Origin of the sequence: Microbacterium elymi, assembly GCF_021582895.2 — a bacterium.
GTDB classification, from domain to species: Bacteria; Actinomycetota; Actinomycetes; order Actinomycetales; family Microbacteriaceae; genus Microbacterium; species Microbacterium humicola.
The window spans coordinates 2,173,243-2,191,289 of sequence record NZ_CP091139.2 but is presented as its reverse complement, the minus strand read 5'-3'; the positions used below and the strand labels follow the sequence as shown (position 1 = coordinate 2,191,289).

12 protein-coding genes, 3 tRNA genes and 5 pseudogenes are annotated in these 18,047 nt (G+C 68.5%); 6 read left to right on the top strand and 14 right to left on the bottom strand.

The window, feature by feature from the left end; genetic code table 11:
- Positions 1 to 8: 8 nt before the first annotated feature.
- The 4 genes and pseudogenes from folE to tilS all read right to left on the bottom strand — a co-directional run bounded on the left by folE (position 9) and on the right by tilS (position 4,357).
- Positions 9 to 599, bottom strand: a complete 591-nt coding sequence (gene folE / locus L2X98_RS11870) for a GTP cyclohydrolase I (protein ID WP_259611032.1) — start codon at positions 597 to 599, stop codon at positions 9 to 11.
- Between the two features lie 10 nt (positions 600 to 609).
- Positions 610 to 2,607 (bottom strand): annotated as a pseudogene (ftsH, locus tag L2X98_RS11865) (ATP-dependent zinc metalloprotease FtsH).
- 130 nt (positions 2,608 to 2,737) lie between these two features.
- The gene (gene hpt, locus L2X98_RS11860) at positions 2,738 to 3,289 is read right to left on the bottom strand and encodes a hypoxanthine phosphoribosyltransferase (protein ID WP_259611031.1); all 552 of its coding nucleotides are present in this window, start codon (positions 3,287 to 3,289) and stop codon (positions 2,738 to 2,740) included.
- 78 nt (positions 3,290 to 3,367) lie between these two features.
- Positions 3,368 to 4,357: pseudogene (gene tilS, locus L2X98_RS11855) on the bottom strand (tRNA lysidine(34) synthetase TilS).
- 87 nt (positions 4,358 to 4,444) lie between these two features.
- Here tilS and L2X98_RS11850 point away from each other — a divergent pair.
- Positions 4,445 to 4,930 (top strand): inorganic diphosphatase, encoded by a 486-nt coding sequence (locus L2X98_RS11850; RefSeq protein ID WP_259611030.1) that lies wholly within the window; start codon positions 4,445 to 4,447, stop codon positions 4,928 to 4,930.
- Between the two features lie 19 nt (positions 4,931 to 4,949).
- Here the strand turns inward: L2X98_RS11850 and L2X98_RS21065 are convergent, their stop codons facing one another.
- Positions 4,950 to 5,234, bottom strand: a complete 285-nt coding sequence (locus L2X98_RS21065) for a M23 family metallopeptidase (RefSeq protein ID WP_354003046.1) — start codon at positions 5,232 to 5,234, stop codon at positions 4,950 to 4,952.
- Positions 5,235 to 6,612: 1,378 nt separating this feature from the next.
- Between L2X98_RS21065 and L2X98_RS11840 the strand changes: the two genes are divergently transcribed.
- The 3 genes from L2X98_RS11840 to L2X98_RS11830 all read left to right on the top strand — a co-directional run bounded on the left by L2X98_RS11840 (position 6,613) and on the right by L2X98_RS11830 (position 6,930).
- A tRNA-Glu gene (locus tag L2X98_RS11840) sits at positions 6,613 to 6,685 on the top strand.
- 26 nt (positions 6,686 to 6,711) lie between these two features.
- Positions 6,712 to 6,785, top strand: a tRNA-Asp gene (locus L2X98_RS11835).
- Positions 6,786 to 6,857: 72 nt separating this feature from the next.
- A tRNA-Phe gene (locus tag L2X98_RS11830) sits at positions 6,858 to 6,930 on the top strand.
- Positions 6,931 to 7,043: 113 nt separating this feature from the next.
- Here the strand turns inward: L2X98_RS11830 and L2X98_RS11825 are convergent.
- The 8 genes and pseudogenes from L2X98_RS11825 to L2X98_RS11790 all read right to left on the bottom strand — a co-directional run bounded on the left by L2X98_RS11825 (position 7,044) and on the right by L2X98_RS11790 (position 13,480).
- Positions 7,044 to 7,259: a hypothetical protein gene (locus L2X98_RS11825; RefSeq protein ID WP_259613413.1), complete on the bottom strand. Its 216-nt coding sequence runs from the start codon at positions 7,257 to 7,259 to the stop codon at positions 7,044 to 7,046.
- A gap of 59 nt (positions 7,260 to 7,318) precedes the next feature.
- Positions 7,319 to 7,423, bottom strand: a pseudogene (locus tag L2X98_RS22315) (hypothetical protein); the annotation flags it as partial.
- A 34-nt stretch (positions 7,424 to 7,457) separates the two neighbouring features.
- On the bottom strand, positions 7,458 to 7,667 hold the full coding sequence (locus tag L2X98_RS11815) for a helix-turn-helix domain-containing protein (protein WP_259613302.1): 210 nt from the start codon (positions 7,665 to 7,667) through the stop codon (positions 7,458 to 7,460).
- Between the two features lie 246 nt (positions 7,668 to 7,913).
- Positions 7,914 to 9,122, bottom strand: coding sequence for a thioesterase domain-containing protein (locus L2X98_RS11810; protein ID WP_259611029.1), 1,209 nt, complete (start codon positions 9,120 to 9,122; stop codon positions 7,914 to 7,916).
- Between the two features lie 28 nt (positions 9,123 to 9,150).
- Positions 9,151 to 9,414, bottom strand: coding sequence for a hypothetical protein (locus L2X98_RS11805; protein WP_259611028.1), 264 nt, complete (start codon positions 9,412 to 9,414; stop codon positions 9,151 to 9,153).
- Positions 9,415 to 9,417: 3 nt separating this feature from the next.
- Positions 9,418 to 9,537, bottom strand: a pseudogene (locus L2X98_RS21055) (hypothetical protein); the annotation flags it as partial.
- Between the two features lie 34 nt (positions 9,538 to 9,571).
- Positions 9,572 to 12,207: pseudogene (locus L2X98_RS21050) on the bottom strand (non-ribosomal peptide synthetase); the annotation flags it as partial.
- 877 nt (positions 12,208 to 13,084) lie between these two features.
- Positions 13,085 to 13,480 carry a (deoxy)nucleoside triphosphate pyrophosphohydrolase gene (locus tag L2X98_RS11790; protein WP_259611027.1) on the bottom strand — a complete coding sequence of 132 codons (396 nt, stop codon included), beginning with the start codon at positions 13,478 to 13,480 and terminating at the stop codon, positions 13,085 to 13,087.
- A gap of 616 nt (positions 13,481 to 14,096) precedes the next feature.
- Between L2X98_RS11790 and L2X98_RS11785 the strand changes: the two genes are divergently transcribed.
- On the top strand, positions 14,097 to 15,353 hold the full coding sequence (locus tag L2X98_RS11785; RefSeq protein WP_354003045.1) for a sugar transferase: 1,257 nt from the start codon (positions 14,097 to 14,099) through the stop codon (positions 15,351 to 15,353).
- 201 nt (positions 15,354 to 15,554) lie between these two features.
- Here L2X98_RS11785 and L2X98_RS11780 read toward each other — a convergent pair whose 3' ends face one another.
- Positions 15,555 to 15,851, bottom strand: a complete 297-nt coding sequence (locus L2X98_RS11780; protein ID WP_259611026.1) for a hypothetical protein — start codon at positions 15,849 to 15,851, stop codon at positions 15,555 to 15,557.
- A gap of 392 nt (positions 15,852 to 16,243) precedes the next feature.
- Between L2X98_RS11780 and L2X98_RS11775 the strand changes: the two genes are divergently transcribed.
- Positions 16,244 to 17,587 carry an MFS transporter gene (locus tag L2X98_RS11775; RefSeq protein ID WP_259611025.1) on the top strand — a complete coding sequence of 448 codons (1,344 nt, stop codon included), beginning with the start codon at positions 16,244 to 16,246 and terminating at the stop codon, positions 17,585 to 17,587.
- The last annotated feature ends 460 nt before the right edge of the window (positions 17,588 to 18,047 follow it).

The following is an 18,047-nucleotide window of genomic DNA, read 5'->3' as shown; positions in this document are numbered from 1 at the left end:
GATCAGGGTCATGCGCTCTCCCGTCCGATCAGGGCCACGAGTTCGGCCCGTGCCGCCGGGTCGGCGAGCTCGCCGCGCGCGGCGATCGTGACGGTCGAGGCATCCGTCTGCTTGCCCCCGCGCATCGTGACGCACTCGTGCACGGCGTCCAGCACCACCAGCACGCCCCGGCAGTCCAGCGCCTGGGCGATGGTGTCGGCGATCTGCTCGCCCAGCCGCTCCTGCACCTGGGGCCGGTCGGCGAGGATGTCGACCACCTTCGGCAGCGCGCCCAGGCCCACCACCTGCTCGCCGGGCAGGTAGGCGATGTGCGCGCGCCCGGCGAACGGCAGCAGGTGGTGCTCGCAGACGGAGCGGAAGCGGATGCCGCGCAGCATCACCGCGCCGGACGGCGTGGTGTCCGGCGCGGGGCCGGACGACACCGAGATGGTGTGCGCGAGGGGGGCCGCGGCATCCTGCCCCACCCCGGCGAAGAAGTCGGCGTACAGCTCCGCGACCCGCTGCGGGGTCTGTCGCAGGCCGGGGCGGTCCGGGTCCTCCCCGATCGCGTCGAGGAGCTCCCGGACCAGGGAACTCACGCGCTCACGGTCCACGGCCACACGCCCGAGCCTACGCTGTCGCGGGACGCGCCTGCCCGCTGGGGCGACGGCGCGCTCCGGCGTGCGAACCCTCCTCGGCCTCGGTCGAGGCGGCGATGCCGGCCGGCTGGCGCGGGACCTCGACCGGGGGCATCGCCGAGACCGGACGCTCGTCGCTGGAGAGCCACTGCGGGCGCTCCGGCAGCTTCGTGATGTCGGTGAAGATGTCGGCGATCTCGAGGTGGTCCAGCGTCTCCTTCTCCAGCAGCGCGAGCGCCAGCCGGTCGAGGACCTCGCGGTTCGCGTTCAGCACCTGGTAGGCCTCGTTATGCGCCTGCTCCAGCAGCGCCCGGACCTCCTCGTCGACGGTCTCGGCCATCGAGTCGGAGAAGTCGCGGCCGTGGCCCATGTCGCGGCCGAGGAACATCTCGCCCGAGGACCCGCCCAGCTTGACCGGCCCGATGGCGGCGGTCATGCCGTACTCGGTGACCATCTTGCGGGCGATGCCGGTGGCCTTCTCGATGTCGTTGGATGCCCCGGTGGTGGGGTCGTGGAACACGATCTCCTCGGCGACCCGGCCGCCCATGGCCCAGGCCAGCTGGTCCTGCAGCTCGTTGCGGGTGATCGAGTACTTGTCATCCAGCGGCATGACCATGGTGTAGCCGAGGGCCTTGCCGCGCGGCAGGATCGTGATCTTCGTGACCGGGTCGGAGTAGTTCATCGCCGCGGCGGTCAGGGCGTGGCCGCCCTCGTGGTACGCGGTGATCAGCTTCTCCTTGTCCTTCATCACCCGGGTCCGGCGCTGCGGACCGGCGATGACCCGGTCGATCGCCTCGTCCAGGGCGCGGTTGTCGATCAGCTTGCGCGTTCGAGCGGGCGGTCAGCAGCGCGGCCTCGTTGAGCACGTTGGCCAGGTCGGCGCCGGTGAACCCCGGCGTCTTGCGGGCCACGACCTCGAGGTCGACCCCGTCGGCCAGCGGCTTGCCGCGCCCGTGCACCTGCAGGATCTGCAGGCGGCCCTGCAGGTCGGGGGCGTCCACGCCGATCTGCCGGTCGAAGCGGCCCGGACGCAGCAGCGCCGGGTCGAGGATGTCGGGGCGGTTGGTCGCCGCGATCACGATGACGTTCGCCTTGGGGTCGAACCCGTCCATCTCGACGAGCATCTGGTTCAGGGTCTGCTCGCGCTCGTCGTGGCCGCCGCCCAGGCCCGCACCGCGGTGCCGGCCGACGGCGTCGATCTCGTCGATGAAGATGATCGCCGGGGCGGTCTCCTTCGCCTGGCTGAACAGGTCGCGCACGCGGCTGGCGCCGACGCCGACGAACATCTCGACGAAGTCCGAACCCGAGATCGAGTAGAACGGCACGCCGGCCTCGCCGGCGACGGCACGGGCGAGCAGGGTCTTGCCGGTTCCGGGAGGGCCGTACAGGAGCACGCCCTTCGGGATCCGCGCGCCGACGGCCTGGAACTTCGCCGGCTCCTTGAGGAAGTCCTTGATCTCCTCGAGCTCTTCGATCGCCTCATCGGCCCCGGCGACGTCGCCGAAGGTGACCTGGGGCATCTCCTTGGTCACCAGTTTCGCGCGCGACTTGCCGAACTGCATGACCTTGCTGCCGCCGCCCTGGGCCGAGGAGAGCAGGAACCAGAACAGCAGACCGAGGATCACCATCGGCAGCGCAGCGACAGGAAGCCGTCGAACCAGCTCGCCTTCGGGACGGCGTCGTTGTAGCCGTCCTTCGGGTTGGCGGCGTTGATCGCCTCGACCACCTGGTCGGCCCGGGCCGACACGTAGTAGAACTGCACGTCGGTGGAATCCTGGTACGCCGTGGAGAGGGTCATGTCCACGCGCTGGTCGCCGTCGGTGTTGACGACCTTGGTGACCGTGTCGCCCTTGAGCAGGTTCAGGCCCTCCTGGGTGGTGATCTGCTTGGCCCCGCCGAGGCTGGAGATGAGGGAGAAGCCGACGATCAGCAGTACCCCGATGAGCAGCACATACATCAACGGGTTGCGAGTGATCTTCTTGAAATCCATGGTGGGGCGACGCCCGAGCCCTTTCCTTGCGATCCGCATGCTCGCGGATTGTCGTTTCAGGGTATCGCGCGCCCGCTAGGGGTCGTCTGTGCATTCGCCCACGGCGTACAGGCGCCGGGGCTGCACAGGCTCAGCTGTAGACGTGCGGGGCCAGCACCGCGACATCCCGCAGATTGCGGTACTTCTCGTCGTAGTCCAGGCCGTACCCGATCACGAACTCGGTCGGGATGTCGAAGCCGACGTACTTCGACTCCACGTGCACCTTGGCCGCCTCGGGCTTGCGCAGCAGGGCGAACACCTCGACCGAGGCTGCACCGCGCGATGCGAAGTTCTCCAGCAGCCAGCTCAGGGTCAGGCCGGAGTCGATGATGTCCTCGACGATGAGCACGTGCTTGTCATGGATGTCGGTGTCCAGGTCCTTGCGGATCTGCACCACGCCGCTGGACTTGGTGCCGCTGCCGTAGGACGAGACGGCCATCCAGTCCATCGGGACGACCATCGGCAGCGCCCGGGCGAAGTCGGCCATCACCATGACGGCGCCCTTGAGGACCCCGACCAGGAGCAGATCCTTGCCCGCGTAGTCGACGGCCACCCGGGCCGCGATCTCGGCGAGCTTCTCGCGGATGTCCTCCTCGGTGACGAGGACGGTCGTGATCTGATCGGAGATGTCCGCCGCGCGCATGCCTCGAGTCTACGGGCCGGTCCCGGACGCGCCGAATGCCCGGGATTGACTGCGCGGTGGATTCACTGCGCGGTGGATTCACTGCGCGGTGAACTCGATCCGCGCGCCGCTGCGCTGCGCCCGGCAGCCGGGCAGATCGATCGGCCCCTGTCCGCGCCAGTCGATGACGAGCCGGGCGACCTCGAGGGTCTGGGCGCGGGTCAGGCTCTGCCCGAATTCGCTGGCCACCACGTGCCGGATGACCCGGTGGCGCAGGGCCGCCGGGTTCGCGGCGAGCGCGGCCACCGATACGGCGATGCCGGCCTCGGCGGGCTCGACGATGTCCTCGATGGTCTCGTCGATCATCTCGGCGAAGGCCGCGGCATCCTCGCGCAGCTGGTCCGCAGTGCGCGCGAGCGCCTCGGCGATGCCGGGTCCGAGCTCGGCCTCCAGGACCGGCATGACGGTGCGGCGCACGCGCACCCGCGCATAGGCGGGGTCGTCGTTCTGCGGGTCGTCCCACGGCTCGGAGCCCTGGGCGGAGCAGGCCGCGCGGGTGGTCGCCCGCGGGATCTCCAGGAACGGCCGCAGCAGGGGATGCCGTCCAGATCGGATGCCGCGGCCATGCCCTGCAGGCTCGCGGCGCCCGATCCGCGGGCCAGGCCCAGCAGCACCGTCTCGGCCTGGTCGTCGCGGGTGTGGCCGACCAGGACGGCGGCCGCGTCCGCCTCGGCCGCGACGCGGGACAGGGCCCGGTAGCGGGCCACCCGCGCGGCCGCCTCCGGCCCGCCGTCGGCGCCGACCTGCACCCGTTCGACGCGTGCGTCCAGGCCGAGCTCCTCGGCCTGCCGGGCGGCGGCCTCGGCGACTTCGCCCGAGCCGGGCTTGCAGCCCGTGGTCGACGGTGACGCTGATCAGCGTCATCCCGTGCTTGGGCGCCTCGAATGCGGTGGCCGCGGCGAGGGCGAGCGAGTCGGCGCCGCCGGAGAGCGCGACCACCACGGCGCCGGGCCGCACCTCGGCCAGGGCCGCCCGGACCGCCCGACGGGTGTCGGCGACGGCGGGGTCGAGACTCGGCCGGTGCTCCATTCCCTCACGGTACCGCCGCCGCACGCCGCTAGGCTGGTGCGCGGAATAGGCTGGTGCGCGGAATTCCTGTCACCGAAGGAGCACAGCATGGGCGCGTACGACGCCGTCATCGAGATCCCGCGCGGCAGCCGCGTGAAGTACGAAGTCGACCACGAGACCGGGGCCGTCCACCTCGACCGCATCCTCTACACGGTGTTCGGCTACCCCGCGGAGTACGGGTTCTTCGACAAGACGCTCGGCGAGGACGGCGACCCGCTGGATGTCCTGCTGCTGCTGGACCAGACCCTGTTCCCCGGGGTCCACGTCACGGTGCGCCCGGTGGCGGTGCTGAAGATGAGCGACGAGGCCGGCGGCGACGACAAGGTGGTCGCGGTCCTGGCCAAGGACCCGCGCTGGGCGCACATCCAGGACGTCGACGACATCCCGGAGCACACCAAGAACGAGATCTCGCACTTCTTCGAGCACTACAAGGACCTCGAGCAGGGCAAGTGGGTCAAAGTCGACGACTGGGCGAACGCGGCCGAGGCCGAGCGCCTGGTCGGCGAGGCATACGCGCGCTTCGAACAGCACTGACGCAAAGCGTCAGGCGCGCTCAGACCGAGATGCCGCGGCGGGCCATGAACGGGACGGGATTCGTCGTGCTGCCGTTCACATAGACCTCGAAGTGCAGGTGGCAGCCGAACGAGTTGCCGGTGTTGCCCTCGCTGGCGATGACCTGCCCGGCGCTCACGTACTGGCCGTACCGGACGTGGATGCCGCCGGGGCGGATGTGGCCGTAGCCGGTGCCGATGCCGCTGCCATGGTCGAGGCGGATGTAGTTGCCGTATCCGCCGTTGTACCCGGCGTAGGTGACCCGGCCGGAGTGTGCGGCGTAGATGTTCGATCCGCACGGGCCGGCCAGGTCGACGCCCTCGTGGAATCCGCTGGAGCAGTAGGCGCTGCCCGCACCAGACCATGCGCGGTCCGTAGCCGGAGCTCTGCCCGCCGCTGTTCGGCCGGCACCAGCCGGAGCCCAGCACCGAGCCGCCCCCGCCGGAGCTGGCGGGCGACCCGTCTCCCCCGCTGTTGTGGTGCTTGGCCGCTTCGGCGGCGGCCTTGCGGGCGGCCTCCTCCGCGCGTTTGCGCGCGGCGGCTTCGCGGCGCTTGCGCTCCTCCTCGGCCTTGCGGCGCGCCTCGACCCCGGCCCGGTAGCCGGCGATCGTCTTGGCGGTGTTGTCCTTGAGGGCCGCCAGCTTGCGCCTGCAGCACATCCAGGTGCGCGTTCTGGTTGGCCACGGCCGCCTCGGCGGCGTCGGCGGCCTGCTGCGCGGCCACCATCTTCTTCTCGGCGATCTTCTGCAGCCGGTCGCGCTCGGCGCGCTGCTCTTCGCCTGGTCGGTCAGGCTCTGGGCGGAATCCCGGGCGGCCACGGCATCCGAGTACACCGCTCGGTTCGCGTCCAGGCTTGTCCATCGTGCCCAGGCGGGCCAGCAGGTCGTCGGCGTTCGCGGCCGAGCCGGACAGGAACAGCTCGAGGGAGGCGTTGTCGCCGCCGTTTCGGTACAGCTGGGCGGCGACGCGACCGGCCTTGTCCGCGGCATCCGTCGCCGTCTTCGCCTGCGCGTCGGCCTGCGCCTGCAGGTCGTCGGCGCGGTGGGATGCCTCGAGGAACGCCTGCTTGCGCCTCGAAGTACTCCTGACCCCGCTGCTCGAGAGCCGCTGCGCCTCGGCCGCCGCGTTCTTCAGGTTCTGGATCAGCGTCTCGATCCGGCCGATCTCGCCGTTCTTGGCCGACTGGTTGGCCTTGGCGCGCTTCACGTCGTCCCACGAGGGATAGTCGGCCGCGTACGCGGCGGGGATGCGGGGGGCCGCTGCGACGCCCACCGCGGCGACCCCGACGATGCCGAGCGCGAGCGCGCCCCGTCGGGTGACCGTGCTCGGCCACAGTGCACGTCGTTCGCGCTCGGTGGGGGCGCAATCGCAGGCGTCGGGATCGACCTGTTCGTCGAGCACGCGGCCTCCTCTTCGTTGCGGTGTCTCACCGGGCACTATCGGCACAACTCGCTCCACAGTAACAACATCCGTCACAGATACAACAGATTTCGCTCCTGTGCGGGCACCCCGACCATCTTGTGCCCTGCCCTTCCCGCGCCGCGGAGCCGGCCGGGCGGGTCGCCGAATCGGCCCCCTGCCCGATTCGCGAAACGTGGCCGAATCTCTTATGCTTGAGCGTCGGCAAGCGTGAGCACCAGGCCTGCGAAGGCAGGGGTTCATCGGGCCCCATCGTTTAGCGGCCTAGGACGCCGCCCTTTCACGGCGGTAGCACGGGTTCGAATCCCGTTGGGGTCACTCTTCCGATACAATTTCATAGTTCTGGCCCTGTAGCGCAGCTGGTTAGCGTGCCGCCCTGTCACGGCGGAGGTCGCGGGTTCAAGTCCCGTCAGGGTCGCTCCAAGCGACGGGCCCTTTCCGAAGGGCCTTTCGTGTCGGACGCGGCGGAAGTTTCACACGGATGCCGCGTGGCTCTGTAGCTCAGTTGGTAGAGCGCACGACTGAAAATCGTGAGGTCACGGGATCGACGCCCGTCGGAGCCACACGGATGATCATTACGTCATCCTAGAAACCCTCGCGGAGCTTCTATCCGCGGGGGTTTTGCTTTGCCCTGGTGAGAGGCGGTCACGCGTTCCAGCCACGCGACGACGCGTACTCATGGATGCTGTCGACCATCCGCCCGATGAACGGGTCGTCGCCGAGCTTGCGCTCGCGCAGCATCCGCCGCCGCCGCGTAGGCGATCACGATGCCGTCCGTGATCTCATGGGCGCGCGCCTCAGCCCAATCGCGGTCGAGGCCGACCCGCGCCGCCACCCTGACCAGCGAATCGAGGCTGATCCGTCGGACGCTGTACTCCCCCTCGATCGACATGGCGAGCTGTTGATGAGGCGGGCAATCGCGGCGATACCTGGGCCGCCCTCGGACTGATACTTCATGTCCGGCGGCACGCTCAGCGCCTGACAGAGGTCCTCCTGATGGAGCCGATGCCAACGCCCGTCTTCGAGCCGGCGGTCGTAGCGCGTGGAAACGAACACCGCGTGCCTACGTTCGGTGGTCACCAAGAAGTCGTCAGACCTCGCTGACGTCGACGACGAGGCCGAGCTCTCGGAGAACGCGCATGAGCCGGAAGAGCGTGACGGTTGTTGACCCGTTCTCCAGCCGCACGACCCACTCGCGAGTGACGCCGGCGCGGCGCGCGAGCTCAGCTTGAGACAGCCTCAGACCTTCGCGGCGCTCAGCAACGAGTGCCCCGAAGTCGGATGCAGCGCGTACTTCCATCTCCACCTCACAAGTGACTTATAACGCACAACTCTGCATGTGACTTATAACGCACACAAGGGGAAGCGACTTATACCGCATGCTCCGTGCACATTCAAGGCCGGCCTAGCGACCGGTTCCGCGGCTTGCCATGCTCAAGAGATGCGGCACTCAACTCCACCTCCCGGAAGATCTACGAAGAGGTTTTTGAAGCAGAGCACGGACGGCACCCACTGACGTAGGGGCTTCGTCTCTTCTCCGAGGTCCTCAGCGGCCGAGGGCCTGCCGGACCTGGTTCGCCGTCTGCTCCACCCAGGGTTCCTCCATCATGTCGAGATGCTCACCCGGCATGACATGCACTTGGAGGCCGTCGGCCACCCACGGTGTCCATAGCGGCTCGGGGTCGGGACCGACGGTCGCCTTGAGCAGAACCGCACCCCCCGGATACTGCTTCGGCTCGTACCGCGACACGAGTTCAACCGACACGTTGAGGAAATCGTGCATCATGTCCAGCTGCTCCTGCTCCCTGGAGCGGCCCCCCTGGCGCGGCACGTTGTCGCGGACCGCCCGTCGAATACGCACAACGCGCAGCGCTCCGAAGCCGCGCCGCAAGAGCGAGCGCACGGTGAGCGGCGCGAGCTTGAGCACCTCCACCGGCCTCGTGACCGTTCCGACCGCGATGGCGCGTGCGAGGGCTGCCGGGCTCGCACCCGCATCCATGCCGAGGCGCTCAGCGACACTCGAGAGCGTCCGTGACGCGTAGTCTCGCCAGTGCTCGCCGATCCCCACATACGAGTCGAAGAGCAGTACCGGTGCCCCGACGGTCTCGCCCTGTGCGATGAGCTGCTGGGCCATCTCGAAGGCGACGACCCCACCGAAGCAGGATCCCCCGAGAAGGTACGGACCCTCCGGCTGGACGGCCTTGATCTCGTCGATGTATCGGGTCGCGAGGTTCTCGATGCTGACGGTGCGGTCGAACCGATGCCGGTGGCTGTCGAGCCGGGTCGCGGCACGGATGGCGTGCACCGGCTGGTCGGGACCGAGCCGTGCCGCCAGGGCGCGATAGAAGAACACGTACCCACCGCCAGCATGGATGAGGAAGAGAGGCGCCTTGTCTCCGCGCGGCTGCAGTGGCACGACCAGCGCAGCGGGAGGGTCGAGGGCATCACGGAGGAAGCGCGCCAGACCCGAGACGGTCGGATCGGAGCGGAATTCCAAGGCGGAGAGCCCCTCGGCGGCGACGCCGAACTCCCGGCGGACCTGTGCGAGCAGCCGAACGATCTGCGCGTCGGTCAGCGACGCGCCGGCTTCACCACCGGCGGGAGGCTCCGAGCCGACCGCCGAAATCCACACGGATCGCAGACTCTGCTCGAGATCCGTGCCTTCGAGGGCCACCGTTCGAAGCTCCGGCGTCATCGAGACGAGAGCCGTCAGCCGCCGGCTCAGCGCTCCGACGGTGGAGGCGTCGAACAGCACCTGAAGAGGCAAGTCGACGCCGAATTCCTCACCCAGCTGAGAAATGAGCCGCAAGCCCCAGAATCGACTGACCGCCGAGTTCGAAGAAGTCGTCGTCGGCGCCAACCGCCCTGAGGTCCAAAACGGCGCAGAAGGCCGCTGCCACCCGGACCTCCATCGGCGAGATCGTGGTCGAGTCGCCAGCCGGAACGGCATCAGCTCCGGGTTCCGGTTCGGGAAGGCGTCGCCGATCGATCTTTCCGTTAGGCGTGAGGGGCAGTTCGGCGAGCATCATGAACTGGTGCGGGACCATGTAATCAGGCAGCGCGTCCCGCAGGTGGCGACGCAACTCGGCGCCCGTTGGGGCACCGTCCTCGGCAGGTACGACGTACGCCACCAGCCGGGCTGCCGCGGTCTGTGCGCGGTAGGCGACCACCACGGCGTGCTGGACCGCGTCGTGTGCGAGCCAGAGCCGCCTCGACCTCACCCACCTCAACCCGGAATCCGCGAATCTTCACCTGCTGATCCAGGCGACCAAGGTGTACCAGTTGCCCTGCCCGAGTGAACCGAACGAGATCACCGCTGCGGTAGACCCGGGAGCCCCTCCCTCGGTCATCCACCCAGGTCTCGATGAATTTTTCGGCCGCCAGGTCCGGCCTGCGATGGTAGCCGCGGGCCAGTCCCTCGCCAGAGATCAGCAGTTCGCCGGCGATGCCGATCGGTACAGATTGCAAACGGGCGTCCACGACGTGGAAACGCGTGTTGGCGACAGGGCGGCCGATGCTGATGACGGCCGGGGCCGACGTGATGCGCTGCACGGAGGACCAGATGGTGGTCTCCGTGGGTCCATACATGTTCCAGAGGGAGCTCGTCCGGTCGATCAGTGGCTGGACGAGATCGGGCGGCAGGGCTTCGCCTCCGATGAGCCCCTTCAGGCCGGGGGTCCCTTCCCAGCCCGAATCGATCAGCATCCGCCACGTCGCCGGCGTCGCCTGGAGCATCGTGATCGCCCCGCTGTCGAGGTGCGCGCGCAGCAGTCTTCCGTCGGCCGCGGTCTCCCGGGTGGCGATCTCGACGTGGCCGCCCGTGACGAGCGGCAAGTAGAGCTCCAATCCGGCGATATCGAAGGACAGGGTGGTGACGGCGAGGAGCGTATCGTCCTCGCCGCAGCCGGGTTGCTCGGCCATCGAGCGAAGGAAATTCGTCAGGGCGCGGTGGGGGATCTCGACACCCTTCGGGCGTCCCGTGGATCCCGATGTATAGAGCACGTATGCCAGGTCCTCGGGATCGGGTCGTACGCCTGGCTGATCGGTGGCCCCACTCGCCACGCGAGGACGGTCGACGTAGACGATCGAACGATCGCCTGTATCGAGATCGCCCTGCATTCCCGTCTCTGTCAGCAACACACGCGTATCCGAGTCCTCGAGCATGTAGTCGAGCCGGTCGCGAGGGAAGGCAGGATCGAGAGGCACATATCCTCCCCCCGCCCTGAGGACAGCGAGAACACCCACGAGCAGGTCGACGGACCTGTTCAGATAGACCCCGACCAACGTTCCCGGCCCCACCCCCGCGACGCGAAGCTCCTCCGCGAGGTCTCGGGCGCGTTCGCTGAGCTCGGCGTAGGTGAGCCGTTCATCGCCGCACGACACCGCAATGGCATCCGGCCGCCGCTCCACCTGCCATTCGAAGAGGTCGACGACGGTATCCTCGCTGGGGTAGTCGCGCTCTGTCTCGTTCCACGCATCCAACTCGGCGCGCTCGGCATCGGTGAGCATAGACACGGAGTCGATCGGGACATTCGGATTCGCCATGAGCCTCGTGAGGCAGGCAAGGTAGTGCGCGAAGACCGCATCGCGGTCGGCGGCTTCATATACGTCGTCGCTGAAGTCGATGGACAGCGTGGGATGCTGGCTGCCGTCGAGGTCGTGGATCTGGACCTGCATGCTGCCGTCACCGTAGCTCGGCCGGTACCAGTGATGGTCAATGGGCATATTGGCGAACGGCCCGAACCGGGCCTTGACGTAGTTCAGTGTGACGTCGTACGCGCGGCCGCCGGGATTCCCTGCCGCATACGGCAGATGGCGTTTCGTGCCGAGCGCTTCGGACTGCACCTTCTTGACCAGGGTCTGGAAAGTGTCGTCGGCGCCCACGCTCACGTCGAAGGGATTCTGCACCATGAACAGGCCGATCGCCGACTGGAACGGACGTTGCCTGTTGTGCCACGTAGTCCCGATGACGACCCTCTCGTGACCGCCCAGCTTGTGCAGATAGGCGATGAGCGCGGCGCAGAAGACGCTGTACGCCGAGAGATTCTCTGACAGGGCGCGTATGTCCTCTGATTGGGCGAAATCGCGAACCGCCTGGGTGAGTTCCGGTCCCAGCGGATGGTCCACGCGATGACGGTGCGACACCGAGTTGGGAGTAGTCCGACCGTCATAGAAGACCACAGGATCCGGGGGACTTGAGACTCTCTGGTTCCAGTAGGCCTCGCGGATCCGGTACTCCGGAGTATCCGCCTCCGCCAGGTCGCGCTCAACGTAAGAAGCGAACGACGGTGCTTCCTGGGGGACGGCGGCATGTCAGACCCGGAAAGATGGAGATACCAGGCGCCGATGCGCTGGAACATCAGGGCGATCGATGAGGCATCGGTCAAGATCTGATGACACACGAAACCCCAGGCGTACCTGTCCGGAGCAAGTTTCAGGATCGTGGACTCGAAGGGGCGCACTGACAGATCGATGACCGCGTCGACATTCTGCAGCGCCCAGGCTTCGAGGTCGCCGTCGACGTCTGCGCTGGCGGACAGATCGATGAACTCGGAAGTGAATTCCAGATGCTCCCGCACGTCGGCGCGCGGGCGACCATGAGCGCGCGTGATCCTGGTGCGGAGCGCGTCGGCCTCGTCGATCACGCGTCGGAAAGCCTCGTGGAAACGAGAGAGGTCCAATTCACCGTGAATGATGAAGACGCTCTGCTCGTTGAAGATCGGCTTGTCGGGTGCCGCTTCCTGCCCCAGCCAGATGAGGAACTGATTTCGGGTCAGCCCCGTCTCCTCATCCACGAGGTCGTCGTCGGTTCGCCCCCACGGCGAAGCTGCACCAGACATTGCTCACGCTCCCCACGGCCGCGCATCATTGTGCCTACCCCGCTCACCAACGGCCCGCGGTCATACTCTATTGCGTAACGGTGCGGGCCAGTCCGCGCCTGATCGGCGGATGCATGGGAGTGAACGCAGGGGTCGGGCGGGAGCAGACGGTGGGCATCGAGTGGCTTTGGGATGCTGTCAGCGCGGCCGCCGACCACGACTGCAGGGCTACGACGCGTGTGTGGCGTCTTACTCTTCCCCACTTTGACTCGAGTCAACTCGACGAGGCCGTCCGGCTGGGTTGGCTCACCCGCCTCGAGCTCGAGGCGGCGAACCGCAAGGTCGGAGCCGAGTTGCGGAGCAGGCTCGGCGCGCGACGAGTCCTCCGACGCCTCGTTGTCGCCGCAAGCCTGGGAAGGGCTCCAACCGAGGTGGCGGTGGATACGATGTGCCCCCGTTGCGGGGACGCCTCGCATGGGCGGCCACACGTGGTCAGCCCCGTCCCGAACGCGCCGCAGATCAGCACATCGTCCATCGGCGACCGCGCCGTCATCGCACTCAGTTCGGATTCGCTTGGCATCGACATCGAGTCATCCGGCCGGGCAGATCTTCTGCACAGAGGACACGGAACACGTGGGATCGCCGGATGGGAACGAGTGATGCAGGTTTGCCCTCCGAACTCTTCCACTGTGGAAGTATGGTCTGCGCTTGAAGCCCTGTCGAAGACCACGGGGCGCGGGCTCTTGGCTTCCCCCAGGAACTCGAGACGGCGATCGCCATGCACCGACTGTCATGGATTCCGGATGCGGGCGGACGGATCATCTGCGTCGCGGCGGCGGACGCGATGCCCGTTGCGACGATCAATGTGGCCGTATGAGCTGCCTCCGTGCGACTGACGTCACCCGCCGCTGAGCTCGCGCACCATCGGCAGATCCGGCTCGGCCCAGTCCAGGGCCGACAGCTCGGCGGGGCGCACCCACTCCATCCGGTCGTGATCGGTGCTGTCGGTCGGACGCTCCCCTGACAGGGTCGCGGCCAGACAGGTGAGGCGGATGCTGCGGCCTGCGGCATCCGTCACGTCCGTCCGCAGGACCTCCCCGATGCGGATGTCGATGCCCAGCTCTTCGCGGACCTCGCGCACGAGCGCCTCGGCCGGCGACTCCCCCGGTTCGACCTTGCCGCCGGGGAACTCCCAGCGGCCCGCGTCGGCCTTTCCCTCACGGCGACGGCAGGCGAGGATCCGGTCGCCGTCCACGATCACCGCGGCGACGACGTCGAGCGGGGCGGCGGTCATGTCGGCATCGTCGCACAGCGCACGGATTCCGTCACCGCACGCGCCGGTGCCCCCGAGAATGACGCCCGGTATCACCGCGCAGACGACGACCTCTTGCAGGGTGAACGTCACGGTGTGACACGGATCCGCGGTATCCCTTCCGCAACGGACCCGGGCACGATAGAGTGACAGCGGCTGGAGCAGTGGGATGCTCCGATCATCGGCCGTGGGAAGCCGATGAGCCGTCTGGGGAATACGACAGGTGGGAACCTGTCGCGACATTACTGGGGAAGTAAAGATGTCGACTGGGGACGCGTTGGCACGCGTGCGCTTGACCGCGCGTGCACTATGACGGCGATCGACGCACTGCCGGGAGTGATCGGCTTCGATCAGCTCACGCCGTCGCGCCACGCCGAGACACCGCACACGGCGGCCGTGACGACCGGCGTCTCGCCGCGCGTCCAGCCCGCGCTGGAGCGCCGCCTGCTCTGGGAGCGGCGGTACCGCCGGCGGCTGCGGGTCTCGGACGCGATGATCGTCCTCGGGGCCTCCGCGGGTGCGGGGGCGCTCGACCTGCTCACCGAGGCATCCGGGCCGATCGACGCCTGGGCAATGCTGCGGATCCCGCTGCTGACGGCTGCGGTGTGGATCGGGATGCTGTCGCTGTTCGGCACGCGGGCGATGGCGATCCTCGGCGGCGGCGCGACGGAGTACAAGCGCGTGGCGCACGCGACCGGTCTCGCCTTCGGGATCGTCGCGATGCTGTTCGTGGTCTTCCAGTGGCACGGGGTGCGGATGCAAGCTGATCGCCGCACTCCCGCTCGGCCTGTTCGCCGTCCTCGTCGGGCGCTGGAGCTGGCGCCGCTGGCTGATCGCCCAGCGCGAGTACGGCCACTGCACGGCGCGCACCCTCGTGACCGGCACCCGGGACGACGTCGAGTACGTCATCCGGCAGCTCGAGCAGGATACCAACAAGGGCTACTCGATCGTCGGAGCGGCGCTCGAGGACGGGTCTCAGACCCCCATGATCGTCGACGGACGCACCTATCCCGTTGTGGGGACGACGGGTACGGTCGCGCTGCGCGCGCGCCAACTCGGCGCCGACTCCGTCGTCGTGGCGAGTCGACTGGACAGGGAGCCGGATTTCATCAAGCGCTTGAGCTGGGAGCTCGAGGGCACGGCATCCGAACTCATCCTGTCCAGTCGTCTCGCTGATGTCGCCGGCCCTCGGATCTCGCTTCGCCCGATCGACGGCCTGCCGCTGATCCACGTGAAGATCCCCGAGTTCGAGGGCGGACGGCACCTGCTCAAGCGCGCGATGGACATCGCCATCTCTGTGCTCGCGCTGATCCCGATCACGCTGATCGGCCTGCCGATCGCGCTGCTGATCAAGCTCGAGGACCGCGGCCCGGTGTTCTTCCGCCAGGTCCGCGTCGGTCGGGACGGCACCCAGTTCAAGATCCTCAAGTTCCGGACGATGCACGTGGATGCCGAAGCCCGCCTGGCCGAGCTGAGGGACGCCAACGAAGGGTCCGGTCCGCTGTTCAAGCTCAAGCACGATCCGCGCATCACCCGGATCGGCACCGTGCTGCGCAAGTTCTCGCTGGACGAGCTCCCGCAGTTCTGGAACGCGCTGCGCGGCGACATGAGCGTGGTGGGCCCGCGCCCGCCGCTGCCCAGCGAGGTCGATGCGTACGGCGGCGCCGTGTATCGCCGGCTGTACATCAAGCCGGGCATCACCGGCCTGTGGCAGGTGAGCGGGCGCAGCGACCTGTCGTGGGACGAGAGCGTGCGGCTCGACCTGCGCTACGTCGAGAACTGGTCGGTCATGACCGATCTGATGATCATGTGGCGGACCTTCCGCGTGATGATCGACCCGAAGGGGGCCTACTGACTCGTTCGGGTGCCTACAGCATCCGAACCACCGACTGGATCCGCGACCATGCTCCCCTTCCCAAAGGACACGATCGCCGCACGGCACGTGTCCCCATGGTCGCGGATCCCTGGGTATAGATGAGATGATCAAGCGCCGACATCCGCGCGGGAAGCAGCGGATGTCGGTGGGGATCCGACTGGGGAGGCGGAGCATGAGCGATCAGAAGCGCACATCGGCGCTGACGACGGGGATGAAGGTCGTCATCGGCGTCGTGGCGGCGGTCGTCGTGGCGGGCGTGGTCGTAGTAGCCGTCCTGTGGAACGCACAGGCGACGCCGACCGCGGCACCCGGACAGACGGCCTCGCAGGCGGCGAACGGGTCGGGCGGATCGAGTGGGCCGAGGGGATCGAGCGGGCCGAGCGGATCGACCCCGTCGACCAAGGCATCGGCCAAGCCCGGTCCTCTGCCGCAGGCGACGCCCACTTCCGGGTCCGAAGTCCTGCCGCCGACCGCCACGCCGGACGACCGCCTGCCCTCGATCGCCCCGGCGACACCGCTGGTGAGCGCGCCGCTGCCGAAGTCGGCGGCGAAGGATCAGGGTCTGGTCAAGGGCTTCCCCGCCTCGGTCATGGGCCCGACGGTGAAGGCGGACGTGGTGTCGTCCTCGATCGCCACACAGGGCACCCGGATGCAGGTCACGCTCGTCGCCCGTTCGTCCGAGTCGGAGAAGGCGATCCGAGCCCACTACGAGAAGCTCTGGGAGTCGCTCGGAATGCAAGCCGGGATCCAGCGACGACGGCTCGGTGGCCTTCATCGGGCGGTACGAATCGGTGACGCTGGCGACGGGGTCGTCCGGGACCGGCAACCGGTACACGATCTTCGGCGTGTTCCGGACGAAGTGAGGCTGCATGTACATCTCGTTCTCGAACAAGCCGAAGCAGGCCCAGAAGCAGAAGACGGATGCTGCGGCCGACCCGGCGGCGACGGGAACGGGCAGGCGCCGAGGCGTGCGAGCGGTCTCGTCCGCCGTCGTCAGTCTCGGGATCGTCTCGATGCTCACCGACATCTCGTCCGAGTCGGTCAGTGCGATCCTGCCCCTGTACATCACCGGGTTCCTCGGGCTGTCGACGATCGCGTACGGGTTCATCGACGGGCTCTACCAGGGGATCAGCGCCCTCGTCCGGATCGCGGGCGGATACACGTCCGACCGGCTCGACCAGCCGAAGTGGGTGGCGTTCGTCGGCTACGCCCTCGCGGCCGTCGCCCGCATCGGGCTGCTGTTCGCCTCCGGGTTCGCCGCGCTGACCGCCGTGATCTCCCTGGACCGGATCGGCAAGGGCATCCGCACCGCTCCCCGTGACTCCGTGATCACCGCGTCGTCGCGCCCCGACAACCTGGGCACGTCGTTCGGCGTGCACCGCACGCTGGACAACATCGGCGCCGCCGTCGGGCCGCTCATCGCATTCGTCATCCTGCTGCTGATCCCGAACGGCTACGGCACGATCTTCGTGGCCTCGCTGGCCTTCGCGGTGGTCGGCGTCGCGGTGCTCGGCCTGTTCGTGCCGAACGTGCGGGCGCAGCGACCGTTCCCGGATGCCGTGCCCGCGGCATCCGTCCCTCCGGCGCCGCGCGCCCCACGGCCGCCCCGCCCGAAGTTCGACTGGAGCGTCATCACGGCCGGCCCGATGCGGCGGGTGCTGGCCGCGGCCGGGATCCTCGGGCTGCTGACCATCGGCGACGGCTTCGTCTACCTCGTGCTGCAGGCACGCAGCGACTTCGCCGCGCAGTGGTTCCCGCTGATGTACGTCGGCACCAACATCGCGTTCCTCGCGCTGGCCATCCCGCTCGGCCGTCTGGCCGACCGCATCGGACGGGCGCGGGTGTTCGTCTTCGGGCACGTCGGCCTGCTGGCCGCGTACGTGGTCGCCGCTCTGCCGATGGCGGACGTCGCGGCCACGCTGCTGTGCCTGGCGTTCCTCGGAGCGTTCTACGCCGCCACCGACGGCGTGCTGGCCGCGCTGGCCGCGCAGCTGACGACTCCCGAGACGCACGGCACCGGGATCGCCGCGGCACAGACGGTGGTCGCGTTCACCCGGTTCCTCTCGGCGGCCGGCTTCGGCATCCTCTGGTACGCCGCGGGCCGCGAGACGTCGATGATCATCGTCTCGGTGCTGCTGGTGATCGCCATCCCCCTCATCGCGCTGCTCCTCCGCCCGTATCTGGCTGCCCGCGGGCGAGAGGTCGACGCGTGAGTCCGCGGGTCAAGTGGCTGGCGATCACCCTCGTCTCGGTGCTGGCGCTCGGGGTGACGGCGGGCGTCGGCGTGTACGCCTGGGCGCAGTACCAGGCACGGCAGAGCGCTCCGTCGGCCGCAGAGACCACCGCGCCGACCGAGTGGGCGCAGGGCGACCGGATCGTCTTTCGCAACACCGCCACCGGGCAGGGTTACGGGCTGGTGGGCAGCGTGCCGCTGGATGATCCTGGAGGGGCGCGTGCGCTGACCGATATCGCCTGCGATCGGGTGGACGCCACCGACACCGCGTTCTCGTGCCTGCGGTCCGAGCGGGGCATCACGCCGAGCTACAACGCGCGGATCTATGACGACGCGGGCGCGGAGCAGCTGGAGTGGCCGCTGCCGGGCGTGCCCAGCCGGACCCGCTTCTCCCCCGACGGGTCGCTCGTGGCGACCACCGCGTTCGTCACCGGCCACGC